The sequence below is a fragment of the Streptomyces sp. NPDC046866 genome (assembly GCF_040704625.1).
GTDB lineage: Bacteria > Actinomycetota > Actinomycetes > Streptomycetales > Streptomycetaceae > Streptomyces.
This window is the reverse complement of the sequence record NZ_JBEYXN010000001.1, coordinates 406,600-421,911: the sequence shown is the minus strand read 5'-3', so window position 1 is coordinate 421,911 and position 15,312 is coordinate 406,600. Positions and strand designations below refer to the sequence as shown.

16 protein-coding genes and 1 riboswitch are annotated in these 15,312 nt (G+C 73.4%); of the genes, 8 read left to right on the top strand and 8 right to left on the bottom strand.

The genetic code is table 11. The features are described 5' to 3' along the window. Positions 1-6 precede the first annotated feature (6 nt). Complete coding sequence (locus AB0953_RS01960; RefSeq protein ID WP_366857397.1) at positions 7-366, bottom strand: hypothetical protein; 360 nt, start codon at positions 364-366, stop codon at positions 7-9. A 541-nt stretch (positions 367-907) separates the two neighbouring features. Between AB0953_RS01960 and AB0953_RS01955 the strand changes: the two genes are divergently transcribed. Continuing rightward, positions 908-1,246 (top strand): MerR family transcriptional regulator, encoded by a 339-nt coding sequence (locus tag AB0953_RS01955; protein WP_366857396.1) that lies wholly within the window; start codon positions 908-910, stop codon positions 1,244-1,246. A 35-nt stretch (positions 1,247-1,281) separates the two neighbouring features. Here the strand turns inward: AB0953_RS01955 and AB0953_RS01950 are convergent, their stop codons facing one another. After that, on the bottom strand, positions 1,282-1,605 hold the full coding sequence (locus AB0953_RS01950) for an antibiotic biosynthesis monooxygenase (RefSeq protein WP_366857395.1): 324 nt from the start codon (positions 1,603-1,605) through the stop codon (positions 1,282-1,284). 135 nt (positions 1,606-1,740) lie between these two features. Between AB0953_RS01950 and AB0953_RS01945 the strand changes: the two genes are divergently transcribed. After that, positions 1,741-2,757 carry a helix-turn-helix domain-containing protein gene (locus AB0953_RS01945; RefSeq protein WP_366857394.1) on the top strand — a complete coding sequence of 339 codons (1,017 nt, stop codon included), beginning with the start codon at positions 1,741-1,743 and terminating at the stop codon, positions 2,755-2,757. Positions 2,758-2,804: 47 nt separating this feature from the next. On the opposite strand, the gene AB0953_RS01940 is transcribed toward AB0953_RS01945, so the two are convergent. Further along, on the bottom strand, positions 2,805-3,281 hold the full coding sequence (locus tag AB0953_RS01940; protein WP_366857393.1) for a cupin domain-containing protein: 477 nt from the start codon (positions 3,279-3,281) through the stop codon (positions 2,805-2,807). 224 nt (positions 3,282-3,505) lie between these two features. Next, positions 3,506-4,426, bottom strand: coding sequence for an alpha/beta fold hydrolase (locus tag AB0953_RS01935; RefSeq protein WP_366857392.1), 921 nt, complete (start codon positions 4,424-4,426; stop codon positions 3,506-3,508). Positions 4,427-4,534: 108 nt separating this feature from the next. Here AB0953_RS01935 and AB0953_RS01930 point away from each other — a divergent pair, with 108 nt between their 5' ends. Continuing rightward, positions 4,535-5,206, top strand: coding sequence for a TetR/AcrR family transcriptional regulator (locus AB0953_RS01930; protein ID WP_366857391.1), 672 nt, complete (start codon positions 4,535-4,537; stop codon positions 5,204-5,206). 82 nt (positions 5,207-5,288) lie between these two features. Here AB0953_RS01930 and AB0953_RS01925 read toward each other — a convergent pair whose 3' ends face one another. The 3 genes from AB0953_RS01925 to AB0953_RS01915 all read right to left on the bottom strand — a co-directional run bounded on the left by AB0953_RS01925 (position 5,289) and on the right by AB0953_RS01915 (position 10,453). Continuing rightward, positions 5,289-6,581 carry an FAD-dependent monooxygenase gene (locus AB0953_RS01925; RefSeq protein WP_366857390.1) on the bottom strand — a complete coding sequence of 431 codons (1,293 nt, stop codon included), beginning with the start codon at positions 6,579-6,581 and terminating at the stop codon, positions 5,289-5,291. Positions 6,582-6,615: 34 nt separating this feature from the next. Further along, entirely contained in the window at positions 6,616-9,594 is a 2,979-nt protein-coding gene (locus AB0953_RS01920; RefSeq protein WP_366857389.1) for a BTAD domain-containing putative transcriptional regulator, read from the bottom strand. Positions 9,595-9,667: 73 nt separating this feature from the next. Beyond that, the gene (locus AB0953_RS01915) at positions 9,668-10,453 is read right to left on the bottom strand and encodes an SDR family oxidoreductase (RefSeq protein WP_366857388.1); all 786 of its coding nucleotides are present in this window, start codon (positions 10,451-10,453) and stop codon (positions 9,668-9,670) included. A 261-nt stretch (positions 10,454-10,714) separates the two neighbouring features. Between AB0953_RS01915 and AB0953_RS01910 the strand changes: the two genes are divergently transcribed. Together AB0953_RS01910 and pucL are read left to right on the top strand one after the other, a co-directional pair. Then, on the top strand, positions 10,715-12,088 hold the full coding sequence (locus tag AB0953_RS01910) for an aspartate aminotransferase family protein (RefSeq protein ID WP_366857387.1): 1,374 nt from the start codon (positions 10,715-10,717) through the stop codon (positions 12,086-12,088). Between the two features lie 237 nt (positions 12,089-12,325). Then, complete coding sequence (gene pucL, locus AB0953_RS01905; RefSeq protein ID WP_366857386.1) at positions 12,326-13,243, top strand: factor-independent urate hydroxylase; 918 nt, start codon at positions 12,326-12,328, stop codon at positions 13,241-13,243. On the opposite strand, the gene AB0953_RS01900 is transcribed toward pucL, so the two are convergent. Then, the gene (locus AB0953_RS01900; protein ID WP_366857385.1) at positions 13,212-13,706 is read right to left on the bottom strand and encodes a histidine phosphatase family protein; all 495 of its coding nucleotides are present in this window, start codon (positions 13,704-13,706) and stop codon (positions 13,212-13,214) included. The genes pucL and AB0953_RS01900 overlap by 32 nt on opposite strands. Next, a riboswitch (cobalamin riboswitch) is annotated at positions 13,706-13,855 on the top strand. (Overlaps the previous gene by 1 nt.) Before the next feature lie 38 nt (positions 13,856-13,893). Here AB0953_RS01900 and AB0953_RS01895 point away from each other — a divergent pair. From AB0953_RS01895 to AB0953_RS01885, 3 genes are all read left to right on the top strand, one after another. After that, the gene (locus AB0953_RS01895; RefSeq protein WP_361915548.1) at positions 13,894-14,106 is read left to right on the top strand and encodes a CbtB domain-containing protein; all 213 of its coding nucleotides are present in this window, start codon (positions 13,894-13,896) and stop codon (positions 14,104-14,106) included. 73 nt (positions 14,107-14,179) lie between these two features. Then, on the top strand, positions 14,180-14,932 hold the full coding sequence (locus AB0953_RS01890) for a CbtA family protein (protein WP_366857384.1): 753 nt from the start codon (positions 14,180-14,182) through the stop codon (positions 14,930-14,932). Between the two features lie 21 nt (positions 14,933-14,953). Then, positions 14,954-15,214, top strand: a complete 261-nt coding sequence (locus tag AB0953_RS01885; RefSeq protein ID WP_366857383.1) for a hypothetical protein — start codon at positions 14,954-14,956, stop codon at positions 15,212-15,214. Positions 15,215-15,312 lie beyond the last annotated feature (98 nt).

Sequence of the window (15,312 nt, the reverse complement as noted above, 5' to 3'; positions counted from 1 at the left end):
GACGGGTCAGTGATCGGAGTAGCTGACGTCGCCCATGGTCCAGGCGCTGATGTCCGCGATCGAGACGCGGTACATCCCACCTGTCTCCGGGATCCCCACCGTGCCCTGAAGGATCCGCGCCAGGTGGAAGTGCAGGTGGGTGGGCGGCCCCTCCTTCACCGCCTCGGGGGCGAAGACTGCGGCGAACTCGGCCAGCCGGTCGGAGTCCGCCAAGACCTCCGAGACCCGCTGCCGCCACACCGCTTCGGGTGCCAGCCGACCTGTGATGACAGAGCCTCCGGTGACGACGGTCAGGGACATCTGGTTGCTTTGCCCGGACTCCACCAACCTGGCGACGTCAACGAGCAGCTCGTCCATCTTCGACATGACAGCCGATCCTACGGGTCGCCCCGCCCCGTTCACAGACCGTACTGCGGGGTGCCTTCCGAGCCCGCCCACGAAAATCTATGTTCGCCGCAGTAGACATTTGGAAGTGGGAGGGCTATGTTTTCTGGCGTAACCAGAAGAGACGGCAAGGCCTGGCAGAGACGAACTGCCGGCAAGCAGAGCAGTAGGCAGTACCCCTGGTGAAGGCGTCGGGCTGCGGGCGCACGCACCGGGGCGCGGTAGCAGCGGCGCTCCCCCGGGCCGCTGAGCAGTACGCATCACAGCAGTACGCATCACCAGCAGTACGCAGTATCCGCAGGGCAAGAGGTTGAGCAACGAGAACCGCAGGACATCGACCCAAGCGAGGTGGTCTTCGGTCAAACAACTTCGATCCCCGCGCCCCCGGCAGCGGTCAGGCCGGGTGGGCGGACACAGAAAGCCGGCGCTTCGTCAGGGCCGGCAGGTGGTGTAGTAGTTCCTTCAGGGCCCTGGTGCCGGTACTGGCACCAGGGCCCTCCATGCGTTCCACGGAGAGGTGCAAATGACAGCAGGCGACTCGTACGACCGTCTCGACGACGACGACTACCCCGCCTACACCATGGGCCGAGCCGCCGAGATGCTCGGCACCACGCAGGGCTTCCTCCGTGCCATCGGCGAGGCCCGCCTGATCACTCCGCTGCGTTCCGCGGGCGGCCACCGGCGCTACTCCCGCTACCAGCTCCGCATCGCCGCCCGTGCCCGCGAACTCGTCGACCAGGGGACCCCGATCGAGGCCGCCTGCCGCATCATCATCCTCGAGGACCAGCTCGAGGAGGCCCAGCGCATCAACGCCGAGTACCGCCGCGCCGCCGAATCCGGCACACCCCCGGAGCAGGCCTGAGGCGAGTGCGCCCCGTGCCGGCACCGGTCGGCGGGTCAGGAGAGCTTCGCGGCCAGGACCTCGACGGGCAGGATCTCGGGAGCCTCGGCGAGCAGCTTGGGGGCGTTCTCCATGAGCGCCGCCGCGATCCGGCCCTGGAGGTGGGCGGTGCGGTCCGCGTCCGTGCCGAAGGTGTCGAAGATGCCGAAGGCGGTGGGGCCCAGGCGCAGCGCGAACCAGAGGGTCGTGCCGGCCTCCTCCCTGGCCAGGGCGAGGGCGCCGGTGAGCAGTTCCTCGACCTCGCGGACGTACTCCGGCTTGGCCTCGATGCGGGCGAGCAGGCCGACGCGGGTGGTGTCGGGGACAAGGGTGGTGGCCATGGAGCGCTCCTCGGTGGGTGGTTGGTGCGGCGCGACCCGGTGGGGTGTCGCGCCGCCGTGCGATGTGATCACCGTATGAGCGAGCGCTGGGCCGAAGTCAGTGGCGGATCCGCCTGATGCTTTACCGTTTCCGACATGAGGATCTCCGTACTGGTCTTGGATGACCTCTTCGACTCCGGACTGGCCACGGTCCTCGACGTCCTGCAGATGGCCAACGAGCTGCGGGAGGAACTGCCCCACCCCCCGCCGCGCTGGGAGCTGACCCGCGTCGGCGCGCGAGGGGCCGTCCGGACGGCTTCCGGGCACGTGGTCGAGGCCCGGACCACCGGGGACGCACCGCGGCCCGATCTCCTCGTCGTGCCCGGGGCCGGCCCCAAGCAGCCCGCACCCCTGCTGGACTGGGTGGCCGCCCCGGGACGCGCACCCGAACGCGAGGCGCTCCGGCGGGCCCGGGCCGAGGGCGTTCCCCTGGCCGCGGCCTGCACGAGTACGTTCCTCCTCGCCGAGGCGGGGGTACTGGACGGGCTCGCCGCCACCACCAGCTGGTGGCTGGCCCCGGCCTTCCGGCAGGCGTACCCCCACGTCGCCCTGGACGAGAGCCACATGCTGGTCCATGCCGAAGGGGTGACCACCGCGGGGGCCGCCATGGCACACCTCGATCTCGCCCTCTCCGTGGTACGGCAGGCCAGCCCGGCGCTCGCGGACCTCACGGCCCGCTACCTGGTGGTCGACCACCGCCCCACCCAGGCCGGTTACGCCATCACGAGTCACCTCGCCCGTACCGATCCCACCGTCAGCGCCTTCGAGCGCTGGGTGCGTGCGCACATGGACCAGCCCCTGCGGCTGGTCGATGCGGCGCGGGCGGTCGGGGCGAGCGAGCGGACCCTCCAGCGGGCCGTGGACAAGGTCCTGGGCGTCTCGCCCCTGCGGTTCGCCCAGAACATCCGGCTCGAACAGGCCGCCCACCTGCTGCGCACCACGGACCTCCCCACCGAGGCCGTCGCCCGCCGCGTCGGTTACGAGAACGCCTCCACCCTCACCACCCTGCTGCGCCGGCGCCTGGGCACCACCCCCGGCCACCTCCGGCGCGGAACCGCGCCCGCCGGCACGGGGGAGGCAGCCCGGAAGGAGTCCGGCCCGGCGACCGGATGAAGGACGTGTCGGCATCTCCGCAAGCACACCGTGCCCGGGGTCGGCGGTCAGGCGTGCTGGTCCGGGCGGTGGCGGGGAGGCTGGACCGACCAGGCCGCCGGCTCGTCGCCGCCTGATTCCTCGTCCCGCTCCGCGTCGGCGGCCGTCGCGTGGATCTTGCCCGCCGCGTGGTGGGTCGGCGCGTACACGGCGTAGAGCTGCAGGGGCTCGTCGCCGATGTTGGTGATGTTGTGCCACGTGCCGGCCGGTACGAAGACGGCCCAGCCGTCCCCGACCTCCCGGTCGAAGTCGAGGCCGTCCTTCGTGCGGCCCATCTGGACGCGGCCCCGGCCTGCGTCGAGCCGCAGGAACTGGTCGGTCTCCGGGTGCGCCTCCAAGCCGATGTCCTCCCCCACCGGGATCGACATGAGCGTCAGCTGGAGGTACTTCCCCGACCAGGCGACGGCGCGGTAGTCCGTGTTGTCGAGCACCGCCTTTTCGAGGTCGAAGCTCTGGGGTTCCGGCCCGATGTCCCTGATGGTCATGCTTCTCTCCCGGTCGACGAAGGCGGTACGCGGTCTCGGTCTTGCGCTCATGCCCACATTCCCAGAGCCCTCCGCTCTTCCGGCGCGACACCGCCATGAACCCCGCGGCCGACCACTCGCCGGCGACCCGCACCGCCCCGCGCGCCCCGGCCGTGCGAGCCCACAGCAGCACCGGCGCGGGTGCGGCCGCTGCCGGACGCCGAGACGCCCGTCCACGGGAGGCGTTACGCCTCGGACCGGTCCATGAAGGCCAGGATGCGGGCGTTGACCACAGGGGCGTGGTCGATCTGGGGGCCGTGGCCCGTGCGGGTCAGGATGTCGGCCCGGGCCGTCGGGATCAGGCGGGGGACGCGTTCGCGCTGGCGCTGCGGGTGCACGAGGAGGCTGCGCTTGCCCATGACCAGGTAGAGCGGGGTGGTGATCGAACGCAGCGCGTCCTCGGAGAGGGGGCGCGGGGCCGGGCGGCGGATGCGGAAGGCACGGGCGCCCGCGTGGACCATGGCGCGCAACTCGGGGACGACCAGGACCGGCTGCTCGAGCCACTTGGCCAGGCGCGGGCGCAGGGCCTGGGGGGCGAAGCTGGCGAAGAGGCTGACGAAGACCCAGGCGAAGAAGCGCAGGCCGACCTTCTCCAGGCCGCCCGGGTCGAGCAGGGTGACCGAGGCGAGGCGGCCGGGGCGGCGGTGGGCCTGGTTGAGCGCCAGCCAGCCGCCGTAGGAGGCGCCGACGAGGTGGACGCGGTCGAGGCCGAGGGCGTCGAGGGCCTCGTCGAGCCACTGGGCGGCGCGCTCGGGCTGCCACATGGGCTCGCGGTGGACGCTGCGGCCGGCGTCGCCCGGGGTGTCGAGGGCGTAGACGGGGCGTTCGGCGCTGAGGGCCGGGGTGTTGGGGTACCACATCGCGGAGCAGTAGCCGGCGCCGTGGAGGAGGACCACCGGCGTACGGGACTCGGCGGCCGGGTCGGCCGGGCCGTAGCGGTAGACGTGGGTGGTGCCGAAGCTCGTCTCCACGTCCGTCTCGGAGCGGGCGGGCGCGCCCAGGGCGTAGAGGGCGTCGCAGGCCGCGAAGTACCGGTCGCGCAAGGTGTCGTTGACGTAGCGGCCTACGTCCCGGCGCACGGGGGCCTGGGCGGTGGGGTGGGGCACGGGGCACCTCCTGGAGATCGCTCTCTTTGTGGTACGACCGTATCACGTTGATGGTACGGGCGTACCATTGCCTTCTTTCCTTTCCGTATCGGCCGAGAGGGGCGCGGCATGCCGAAGCGCGTGGACCACGAGGAGCGGCGGGCCCAGATCGCCGCCGCGCTCGTGCGGGTCGCCGGGCGGCGCGGGCTGCACGCCGTCGGCATGCGCGACGTGGCCGCCGAGGCGGGGGTGTCGCTCCGGCTGGTGCAGTACTACTTCGAGACCAAGGAGAAGCTGCTCCTGTACGGGCTCCAGCACCTGACGGACCGGTTCACCGCCCGCGTGGGCGCCCGCCTCGCCGCCGCCGGACCCGAGCCGGGGCAGGAGCCGGGCGAGGGGCCGGGACCGCGGGCGATGGCGGAGGCGCTGCTGCTCGCGTCGCTCCCGACCGACGAGGAGAGCCGCACCTTCCACCTCCTCTACACCTCGTACGCGATCCTGTCCGTCACCGACGAGGCACTGGCCGCCCAGCCCTTCATCGACAACCCCGACGCCGCCGAGGACGCCCTGGCCGGGCTGATCGGCCGGGCGCAGGGCGCGGGCCTGGCCGACCCCGGGGCCGACGCGCGCACGGAGGCGATCGGCCTGCTGGCCATGGCGGCGGCGATGGGTACGAGCATCCTCGTGGGCCAGCGGGGTCCCGAGTCGGCCACCGCCGTCCTGCGGCACCACCTGGACCGGATCTTCACGCCTCCCGCGGCGGGTTCGCAGGGGACGAGCGGAGCCCCGGGGAGGTCGTGACGGGTCGGGGGGGGGCCTGATCAACCGGCCTCCGGGCCCGGGCCGGGCCGGGGCCGGGGACGACCCCGAGGCGCGGCCGCGCTCAGCGGCCCGCACGGACGGCGGGGGCCGTGCGGACCTCGGCCGCCGTGTAGTCGCGGAGGGTGATGTTCTCGGCGGCCCTGCGGGCGATCTTCGCGGCCATGTCCTTGCCCGGCAGGTACGGCATGAGCTTGTAGTAGCGGTTGAGGAGGCCTGCCGTGAAGCGGCTGCCGGGGACCATGAGCCTGGCGACGCCGTCGCCCATCTTCCGGCAGCCCTCCGCGTACGCGCGCATCTCCTCCTCGTAGCGTGCGAACGCGAGGCGGTGGTCGCCGCCCGCCGCGGCCAGTTCGCCCGCGAGGACGTACGCGCCGACCAGGGCGAGGCCCGTGCCCATGCCCGAGAGCGACGAGGGGCAGTGGGCGGCGTCGCCGACCAGCGCGACGCGGCCGCGCGTCCAGTGGTCCATGGCGACCTGGGCGACGGAGTCGAAGTAGAAGTCCGGCGCGTACCGCATGTCGTGCAGCAGCCGGTCGCTCTGCCAGCCGTTGCCGGTGAACTGCTCGGTGAGCACGGCCTGCTGGCGCACCACGTCGCGCCGGTCGAGGCCGAGCTCCGGGGAGCCGAAGTAGAAGACGGCCTTGGCCTCGGTGTTGTGGCGGGCGCTGTACATCGCCACCAGGCGGTTCGCGGTGCGGTAGGCGTGGCCGGTGCGGTCCAGGCCGAGGTGGTTGCCGGTGGTGAAGATCGCGCAGTACACGCCCAGGTGCCGGACGAACCGCTCCTCGGGCCCGAAGGCCAGGCGGCGGGTGGCGGAGTGCAGGCCGTCAGCGCCGATCACCAGGTCGAAGCGGCGGGGTGCGCCGCGCTCGAAGGTGACGTGGACGCCGTCCGCGTCCTCCTCCAGCGAGGTGACCGAGTCGCCGAAGACGTACTCGGTGTGCCCGGCGGTCGCGTCGTGGAGGATGCGGGCCAGGTCGCCGCGGAGGATCTCCACGTCCCCGGCGAAGAGGTCGGCGGGCAGCTTCGCCACCGGTTTGCCGAGCTCGTTGACGTACGCCATCGAGCCGGTGCCGGTGCGGGCGGCCTCGACGGCGTCCAGGAGGCCCATGCGGCGCAGGACCGACAGGTGCGCCCCGCCCCGGAAGTCGACCGCGTAGCCGCCGTCGCGCAGGGCGGGGGCGCGCTCCACGATCGTGGTGGTGAAGCCGTAGCGGTGGAGCCAGTGGGCCAGCGCGGGGCCGGCGACCGAGGCGCCGGAGATGAGGATGCGGAGGTTGCGGTGCGCGTGCGGGCCGTTCTTCGGCTTCGTGTGGTTCGGCGTCGGCTTCGTGTTCGGCTTCGTGTTCGTCATGCGGTGAGGGTGCCGGGGTGCGCTTACGGGGCGCTCACCGCCCGCTCACCGCCGTGACGAGCTCCTCCGGCAGGCCCATCAGGCGCAGGGTGTCCGGCACGGAGGGTCCGAGGGCGGCCACACATGCGCCGGCCCGGCGGTAGTACGTCCGGGCCGCGCCCCGGTCGCCGCGGGCCTCGGCGATCCGGCCGAGCCCGGCGAGGCAGCGGACCCGGTTGCCGAGGCTCTTGACCCAGTGCGGGTCGATCCGGTCGAGCGCGTCGGCGTAGAGCCGCTCCGCCTCCTGCGCCGAACCCTCCCGCAGGGCGAGGTCGCCGAGGCCGCGCAGGGCCGCGGCCAGGGCGGCGGGGCTGCCGCCGGCGCGGGCGAGGGCGGCGGCCGCGGTGTAGTCCGCGCGGGCCGCCGCCGGGTCGCCGGGAAGGCGGTGGTCGCCGCGGTTGACCAGGAGGTCCGCGGAGTCCTCGGCGGCTCCGAGCTCCTCGGTGAGGGTGAGGGCCCGGTCGGTCAGGGCGAGCGCCCGCGCCCCGTCGCCGCGGGCGCCCGCGAGGCCGGCGAGGGCATCCAGGGCCAGCGCGGTGCCCCACCGGTCGCCGAGCGTGCGGAACTGCTCGGACGCCGCCTCGAAGGCCTGCTCGGCGCCCTCGGGGTCGCGGCGGCCGAGCGCCGCGTAGCCGGACACGTACCGGGCCGCCGCGCGCGCCCACGGGTCGGGGCAGTCCCGCTGGGAGGAGACCAGCTCGAACGCGGCCAGGGCCTCCTGCGCGTCCCGGGCCTCCGTCTCGCCCGCGTGGCGCATCATCCAGAGCAGCAGGACCACCGGGTGGCGCCCCGGGCGGTCGCCCGGCCATGCGGCGGCCAGCGCCTTCTGCGCCGCGGCGCGGTGGCGCTGCCAGACCGGCCGGCCGGCTGCGGTCGAGGCCGCGAGCAGGACACAGGCGGCGTACTCCTCGCCCGGCCCGACGCCGGCGCCGGCGCCGGCCGCGGCGTCTGCCGCCTCCAGCAGGGCCGTCGCCTCCGGAGCCACCGCGGCGGACGCACCGCGGATCCACAGGGAGGTCGAGGCCGCGGCGAGCAGTTCCATACCGGTGTGCACCTCGCCCGCGCCGATCGCCCAGCGCAGTGCGGCCAGGAGGTCGTCGTGTACGGCCGCGACGCGCGGCAGCCACTGCAGCTGTTCGGCCCGCAGCAGGTGCGGATCGGCCTCGCGGTGCAGCTCCAGCACGTGCCGGGCGTGGGCCCGCCGGGTCGCCCCGGCCTCCGCCCCGCCCGCCGCCTCCAGCCGCTCGGCGCCGTACGCGCGGATCGTCCCGAGCATCCGGTGCCGCCCGGCCCCGACCGCCTCCACCAGGGACTTGTCCACCAGCGACTCCAGGGTGTCGGCGTCCGTGCCGCACACCTCCCGCACGGCGGCCGCGGTCGCACCGCCCGCGAAGACCGTGAACCGCCGGGCGGCGCGCTGTTCCTCCTGCGTCAGCAGCTCCCAGCTCCAGGCGACCACCGAGCGCATGGTGCGGTGCCGTTCGGCGGAGGTGCGGCTGCCGCGGGCGGTGATGCCGAGGAGGTCGTCGAGCCGGCCGGCGAGGTCCTCGGGGTCCAGGGTGCGCAGGCGCGCCGCCGCGAGTTCGATCGCGAGGGGCAGGCCGTCGAGGGCCGTGCAGATCCGGCGTACGACCTCGGGGTCGCCGGCGCCGCCGCGGCGTACCGCCCGGGCGCGGTCGGCGAAGAGCCGTACCGCGGCCGCCTCGTCCAGCGGCCGGACCTGATGGACGTGCTCGCCGATGACGCCGAGCGGTTCGCGGCTGGTGGCCAGGACGCGCAGCCGGGGGCAGGCCGCCAGCAGGCGGGCGGCGAGGGCGGCGGCCTCGTCGACGAGGTGCTCGCAGTTGTCCAGGACGAGCAGGAGCGCCCGGTCGGACAGCGCGGCGATCAGGCGGTCGACCGCCGTGCGCGGGGGGCCGTCCCCCATCTGGAGGCCGTTCTCGCGCAGTCCGAGCGCACCCAGCACGGCCTGCGCGGCCTGCATCGGCTGCACACCGGACCCCACAGGCCCCACAGGCCCCGCAGGCCCTCCGTAGCCCAGGGGCGCCAGTTCCACGAAGCAGACGTCGTCGTCGGCGACGGCGGTGCCCGCGACCTCGACCGCCAGCCGGGTCTTGCCGACACCGCCGGGCCCGGTCAGCGTGAGCAGCCGGGCCGCCCGCAACAGGGCTGCGGCCTCGGCCGCTTCCTCCTCCCGGCCCACGAAAGAGGTCAGCTGGGCGGGCGGCGCAGCGGGCGAGGGCGCCGGGGCCGGCTCCAGCAGCTCGCGGTGGAGCGCCAGCAGTTCGCCCGACGGGTCGGCGCCGAGCTCCTCGGCCAGGTGGCGCCGGGTTTCCTCGAACACCAGCAGCGCCTCGGCCTGGCCGCCCTGGGCGAACAGGGCCCGCATCAGCAGCCCGGCCAGCCGCTCCCGCAGCGGGTGCCGGCCGACCAGCTCGCGCAACTCCGGTACGGCGGCGCGGTGTTCCCCGAGCCGCAGCTCCGCCTCGATCCGGTCCTCCAGGGCCGCGAGCCGGGCTTCCTCCAGCCGGCCCGCCGCGGCGCGGGCCGTCTCGCTCCCGTCGAGCCCGTCGAGCGCGGGGCCGCGCCACAGCTCCAGCGCCCGGCGCAGTACGGCGGCCGCCCGTGCGGGGTCTGCGTCGGCGAGGGCGGTGCGGCCCTCGGCGGCCAGCGCTTCGAAGCGCGCGGCGTCCACCGCCCCGTCCGGGACCACGATCCGGTAGCCCGCGCCGACCCGCTCGATGGCGGCCGAGTGCCCCAGGACCGTGCGCAGCCTGGACACCTGCGACTGGAGCGCGTGCGCGGAAACGTTCCCGCCCGGCTCGATCTCCTCGGCCAGCCGCTCGGCCGAGACGACCGCGCCGGGGCGGATCAGCAGCAGCGCCAGCAGGGCGCGCCGCGCGGGTCCGCCGAGCGGTACCTCGGTTCCGTCGTCGTGCCGTGCCTGCGTCTCACCGAGGATGCCGAACCTCATGCGGGCGATTATCCACCCGGTGATCCACTTGATCGGCCCGATCGGCCCGGATCTCCGGTCGCACGACGGCAGTTCAGCCGGCGGCGATCGGTCCGAGCCAGGTACCGCCGGACACGTCGACGGTCTGGCCGGTCACCCACCGCCCCTGCGGGCCGGCCAGGAAGCCCACCACGTCGGCGACGTCCTCCGGCTCGCCGATCCGGCCGAGCGCGCTGATCGCCTCCAGACCCGCGACGGCCTCCGGGATCGCGGTGTAGCCGGCGGTCAGATCGGTGCGCACGGCGCCGGGCGCGACCGTGTTCACGGTGATGCCGCGCCGGCCCAGCTCGTTGGCGAGCGAGGGCCCCATGGCCTCCAGGGCAGCCTTGCTGACCGTGTAGCCGATCTGGGTGGAGACGGCGAAGCGGCTGGCGGTCGAGCCCATGTTGACGATGCGGCCGCCGTCGTTCAGCAGCGGCAGCGCCCGCTGGATGACGAAGAACGGCGTGGTCACGTTGACGGCCATCAGCAGGGCGAACTCCTCCTCGGTGACCTGGCCGATCGAGTGGCCGGAGATGATGCCGGCGTTGTTGACGAGGACGTCCAGTCCCTCGGCGCCGTGTTCCTCCAGTCCGCGGACCAGCCCCTCGAACAGCCGGTCCACCGCGCCGGCCTCCCCGAAGCGGGCCCGGACGGCGAAGGCGTGCCCGCCGGCCGCGGCGATCCGGGCGACGGTCTCCCGGGCGGCGGCCTCGTTGCCGCCGTAGTGGACCGCGACCAGCGCGCCCTCGGCGGCCAGCCGCAGCGCGACGGCCCTTCCTATGCCGCGCGACCCGCCGGTCACCAGTGCGGTCCTGCCGGTCAGCTGCTGCTCGCCCATGTCCGTACCCCTCGGTTGCGTGTGCGTTCGGTTCGTTCGGTGCGCTCGGTTCGTTCGGTGCGCTCGCGCTGCTCGGGTCGCGGCGCCCCGGCGGTGGACCCACCTTCGGCGGGGGCGCTCACCGCGGCCTCACGTCCGGCTCACCGCCGCTCATGTGCCCCTCACCACCCCCGGCAATTTCGCAAGGCGGAAACAGCATTCCGATATGCGATAGACTGGCCAGCCTCCCAGGTGCCCTCGACCCTCCCAGGAGTCCGCATCATGGACATCTACGCTCAGGCCGTGAACGCAAGCGCCGCCGGCTCGCTCGCCGCCGTCAAGGACGCCGACCGCAAGCACGTCTTCCACTCCTGGTCGGCGCAGGAGCTCATCGACCCGCTCGCCGTCGCCGGGGCCGAGGGTTCGTACTTCTGGGACTACGAGGGCCGGCGCTACCTCGACTTCTCCAGCGCCCTCGTCTACACCAACATCGGCTACCAGCACCCCAAGGTCGTCGCCGCGATCCAGGAGCAGGCCGCCCGCCTGTGCACCCTCGCGCCCGGCTTCGCCGTCGACGTCCGCTCCGAGGCGGCACGCCTCATCGCGCGGCGCACCCCCGGCGACCTGGACAAGATCTTCTTCACCAACGGCGGCGCCGAGGCCGTCGAGAACGCCGTCCGGATGGCCCGCCTGCACACGGGCCGGCCCAAGGTGCTGTCCGCGTACCGCTCGTACCACGGCGCCACCTCCGCCGCGATCAACCTGACCGGTGACGCCCGCCGGTTCGGCAACGACAGCGCGACCGCCGGCGTGGTGCACTTCTGGGGGCCGTTCGCCTACCGCTCGCCCTTCTACTCCGCCTCCGAGGCCGAGGAGTGCGAGCGCGCCCTGGCGCACCTGGAGGACACCATCGTCTTCGAGGGGCCGCAGTCCATCGCCGCGGTCATCCTGGAGACCGTCGGCGGTGCCCCGGGCGTGCTCGTACACCCCGCGGGCTACCTGGCGGGCGTGCGCGAGCTCTGCGACCGGTACGGGATCGTCTTCGTCCTGGACGAGGTCATGGTCGGCTTCGGCCGGACCGGGACGTGGTTCGCCGCCGAGCACTGGGACGTCATCCCCGACCTGCTCTGCTTCGCCAAGGGCGTCAACAGCGGCTACGTGCCCCTCGGCGGCGTGGCGATCTCCGGCGCCATCGCCGAGACCTTCGCCCGGCGCCCCTACCCCGGCGGCCTGACGTACTCCGGACACGTGCTGGCCTGCGCCGCCGCCGTCGCGACGATCAACGTGATGGAGGAGGAGGGCATCGTCGAGCAGTCCGCCCGCACCGGCGCGGAGCTGCTGGGTCCGGGCCTGCGCGCCCTCGCCGAGCGGCACCCCTCGGTCGGGGAGGTCCGGGGCCTGGGCACCTTCTGGGCGCTGGAGCTCGTACGGGACCGGGCCACGCGGGAGCCGCTCGTGCCCTACAACGCCGCGGGCGCGGACAACGCGCCGATGGCCGAGTTCGCCGCCGCCTGCAAGAAGGGCGGCCTGTGGCCGCTCACCGCGGGCAACCGCATCCACGTCGCCCCGCCGTGCAACATCGCCGCCGACGACGTGGCCAAGGGCCTGGCCGTCCTCGGCGAGGCCCTCGCCGTGGCCGATGCGCACACCGTCTGACCTGCACCGTCAGAGGGACGCCCAAGCCTTGGGTGCCCGTTCTCGGAGGATCCGCGCCCTTACGGACACCACGTGAACGTGCTGAAATCCGACAGAGCACCTACGGACCGGGATGCACGTCAGTCCCGGGGCGGTCCCCGGGGGACTGAACGGCGGGGGGCGGGCCGCGGGCCCGCCGGACGCCGGGCGTACGGGATCCAGCCAGCCGGACTCCGCGTACCCGAAGGAAGACAGCGCATGAGCAAGCACGTCCTGGCCCAGAACCAGTACGGCAAGGCCGAGAACCGCATCGTCAAGGTCACCCGCAAGGGCGGCGACGGGTCCTGGCACGAGATCCGCGACCTCAACGTCTCGGTCGCGCTGCGCGGCGAGTTCCGCGACGTCCACCTCACGGGCGACAACACCAACTGCCTGCCGACCGACACCACCAAGAACACGGTGTACGCCTTCGGCAAGGAGCACGGCATCGACTCCCCCGAGGCCTTCGGCATCCTGCTGGCCAAGCACTTCGTCTCCTCGCAGGCGCCGATCCGCGAGGCGCAGATCCGCATCGAGGAGTTCGCCTGGGAGCGGATCCCGGTGCCCACGCGCAAGGAGCAGCACTCCTTCGTGCGCAAGGGCCAGGAGGTGCGCACCGCGCAGATCACGTACAGCGAGACCACCGGCCTCCAGGTCATCTCGGGCCTGAAGGACCTGACCGTGATGAACTCGACGGACTCCGAGTTCCACGGCTACATCAAGGACCGGTACACCACGCTCAAGGAGGCGTACGACCGCATCCTCGCGACCAAGGTCACCGCGCGCTGGGCGCACTCGGCGCTCGCCGCCGACGACGCCGCGTTCGACTGGGACCGGTCGTACAGGAAGGTCCGCAAGCACATGCTGGAGGCCTTCGCGGAGACGTACTCCTACTCGCTCCAGCAGACCCTGAACCAGATGGCCGAGCGGGTGCTCGACAACTGCCCGCGGGTCAACGAGGTGCGGCTGAACCTCCCCAACAAGCACCACTTCCTGGTGGACCTGGAGCCGTTCGGCCTCAAGAACGACAACGAGGTCTACTTCGCGGCGGACCGCATGTACGGCCTCATCGAGGGCACCGTCCACCGCGACGGCGTACAGCCGGTCATCGCGACGAGCGACTGGATCGTGGCCTAGCCGCCGCCTGGCCGGCCGCCTCGGGTTCGCCGAGGCGGAGGTTCCAGCGCCCGGCCCGCCCGGTGAGCACGGTGACGTGGCCGGGCCGGACGTCGAGCCGCCAGAACGCCGTGGCCGGCAGGTCCAGGGCGTGCACCACGGCGGCCCGTACGACGGCCTGCTCGACGACCGCGCGGTGCGTGCCGGGGGCCAGGCCGGCCAGTTCGGCGCCGACGCGGGCGGTCAGGGCGGCGAGGGACTCCCCGCCGGGCGGGGCGTACGCGGGATCGGTCAGCCAGCGCCGGAGGCCGTCGGGATCCTCGGCGGCCACGTCGTCCAGGGTGCGGCCCGCCCAGCGGCCGGTGTCCTGTCCGCGGAGCCCCTCGTACCCGGGGCAGGGGCGGCCGTGGCCGAATCTCACCTGCCGGACGGAGTCGTCGAACGGCGGTGTGACGAACTGAACTCGTACGACGCCGCTCTTCATAAAGGCAGCATAAGAGGGGTACCGTCTCGGACGACAACCAAACAAGACGACGGTACGACGGAAGCCGGTGGAAATCCGGCACGGTCGCGCCACTGTGAACCCGCCCGCGAGGGAGGGAAGTCAGACCCGCCACCGTCGTTGCGAGCACCACTGACCGGGACGCGTGTTCCCTCTGGAGGTACCTGCCATGGCCAACCCCGCCGTGCCCGCTTCGGCCCCTGCCGTTGCCCCGATCTCGCTCTCCGCGCTCGCCCCGTGGGCCGTCTTCGCCGGCATCCTGATGCTCGTCCTGCTCTACCTCGTCGGTGCCGAGCAGGGCGCCACCGCCCTCTTCGAGGGCGACACCGTCCACGAGTGGATGCACGACGGCCGCCACCTGCTCGGGTTCCCCTGCCACTGATCCGCCGGTCCACCGATCCGGCGGTCCGCCGCCCCGGAGGACCGCCGGTCCCCGCGATCCGCAAGGGAAGCCCATGAACCCCATCTCCCCCCGCGTCCTGCTGGTGCGGGGCATGCTCGCCGGCCTGTTCGCCGGTGTGGCCGCATTCCTCGTCGCGTACGTCCTGGGCGAGTCCAAGGTCGACGCGGCCATCGCCCTCGAGGAAGCCGCCTCCGCCGGGCACGACCACGCCGATGAGGGCCCGGTCAGCCGGGCCCTGCAGGCCACGGCCGGCCTCGGCACCGGCACGCTGCTGTACGGCGTCGCGTTCGGCGGCATCGCCGCCCTCGTGTTCTGCTACGCCCTCGGCCGCATCGGCCGCTTCGGCCCGCGGGCCACGGCGGCCCTGGTCTCCGGCGGCCTGTTCGTCACCCTCAACCTGGTGCCGTTCCTCAAGTACCCGTCCAACCCGCCGGCCGTCGGCGACCCCGACACCGTCGTCACCAGGACCACGCTCTTCGTGCTGATGATCGCGCTGAGCGTGCTGCTGGGCGCCGGCGCGCTGATCCTGGGCCGCCGGCTGGCGCCCGGGATGGGCAACTGGAACGCCTCGGTGGTCGCCTCGCTGGCCTTCGTCGCGGCGGTCGGGATCGCGTACGCGTTCCTGCCGGCCGTCAACGAGGTCCCCGAGGACTTCCCGGCCACCCTCGTCTGGCAGTTCCGCCTCGCGACCCTGGGCATCCAGACCGCGATGTGGACGACTTTCGGCCTGGCCTTCGGTTTTCTTGCCGAACGGGCCCTTGTACCCGCCGCCGCCCCCAAGGAGGCTGTTCAGCTGACGAGTTGACCAGTGAGGGGCCGGTGATACATGCAGACGGCGTTCTGCCGGACGGCGTTCTGCCGATGGCGCGGGTGGACCGGCGCGGTCCCGTTCTGGCTCAACTCCGTCGTCCTGCTGCTGGCCCCCTTCACCGCCGTCACGCTGCTGGCCCAGATCGGCATCATCGCGGCCCTGGCCGCGGTCGGCGGCCTGGTGCGCCACCTCTGGTACGGCGACTACGGCCACCCGGCCATCCACCTCGCCGCCGCCCTCATGGGGGCGGCGGCGGTGGCGTTCGTGGTGGTCTGAAACGGCCCGGCCGCCGTCGGGCGTGTGACGCAACGTCAGTCCCCGGCGTTGTCACCGGTGCCGAGGGGCCGGGACGGAGTCCACTGCTCTGAGGAGGA

What these genes read in the sequence shown, in the direction of transcription:
- AB0953_RS01960 (WP_366857397.1), bottom strand. Translation starts at nt 366, where the DNA reads ATGTCGAAGATGGACGAGCTGCTCGTTGACGTCGCCAGGTTGGTGGAG.
- AB0953_RS01955 (WP_366857396.1), top strand. Translation starts at nt 908, where the DNA reads ATGACAGCAGGCGACTCGTACGACCGTCTCGACGACGACGACTACCCC.
- AB0953_RS01950 (WP_366857395.1), bottom strand. Translation starts at nt 1,605, where the DNA reads ATGGCCACCACCCTTGTCCCCGACACCACCCGCGTCGGCCTGCTCGCC.
- AB0953_RS01945 (WP_366857394.1), top strand. Translation starts at nt 1,741, where the DNA reads ATGAGGATCTCCGTACTGGTCTTGGATGACCTCTTCGACTCCGGACTG.
- AB0953_RS01940 (WP_366857393.1), bottom strand. Translation starts at nt 3,281, where the DNA reads ATGACCATCAGGGACATCGGGCCGGAACCCCAGAGCTTCGACCTCGAA.
- AB0953_RS01930 (WP_366857391.1), top strand. Translation starts at nt 4,535, where the DNA reads ATGCCGAAGCGCGTGGACCACGAGGAGCGGCGGGCCCAGATCGCCGCC.
- AB0953_RS01925 (WP_366857390.1), bottom strand. Translation starts at nt 6,581, where the DNA reads ATGACGAACACGAAGCCGAACACGAAGCCGACGCCGAACCACACGAAG.
- AB0953_RS01920 (WP_366857389.1), bottom strand. Translation starts at nt 9,594, where the DNA reads ATGAGGTTCGGCATCCTCGGTGAGACGCAGGCACGGCACGACGACGGA.
- AB0953_RS01915 (WP_366857388.1), bottom strand. Translation starts at nt 10,453, where the DNA reads ATGGGCGAGCAGCAGCTGACCGGCAGGACCGCACTGGTGACCGGCGGG.
- AB0953_RS01910 (WP_366857387.1), top strand. Translation starts at nt 10,715, where the DNA reads ATGGACATCTACGCTCAGGCCGTGAACGCAAGCGCCGCCGGCTCGCTC.
- pucL (WP_366857386.1), top strand. Translation starts at nt 12,326, where the DNA reads ATGAGCAAGCACGTCCTGGCCCAGAACCAGTACGGCAAGGCCGAGAAC.
- AB0953_RS01900 (WP_366857385.1), bottom strand. Translation starts at nt 13,706, where the DNA reads ATGAAGAGCGGCGTCGTACGAGTTCAGTTCGTCACACCGCCGTTCGAC.
- AB0953_RS01895 (WP_361915548.1), top strand. Translation starts at nt 13,894, where the DNA reads ATGGCCAACCCCGCCGTGCCCGCTTCGGCCCCTGCCGTTGCCCCGATC.
- AB0953_RS01890 (WP_366857384.1), top strand. Translation starts at nt 14,180, where the DNA reads ATGAACCCCATCTCCCCCCGCGTCCTGCTGGTGCGGGGCATGCTCGCC.
- AB0953_RS01885 (WP_366857383.1), top strand. Translation starts at nt 14,954, where the DNA reads ATGCAGACGGCGTTCTGCCGGACGGCGTTCTGCCGATGGCGCGGGTGG.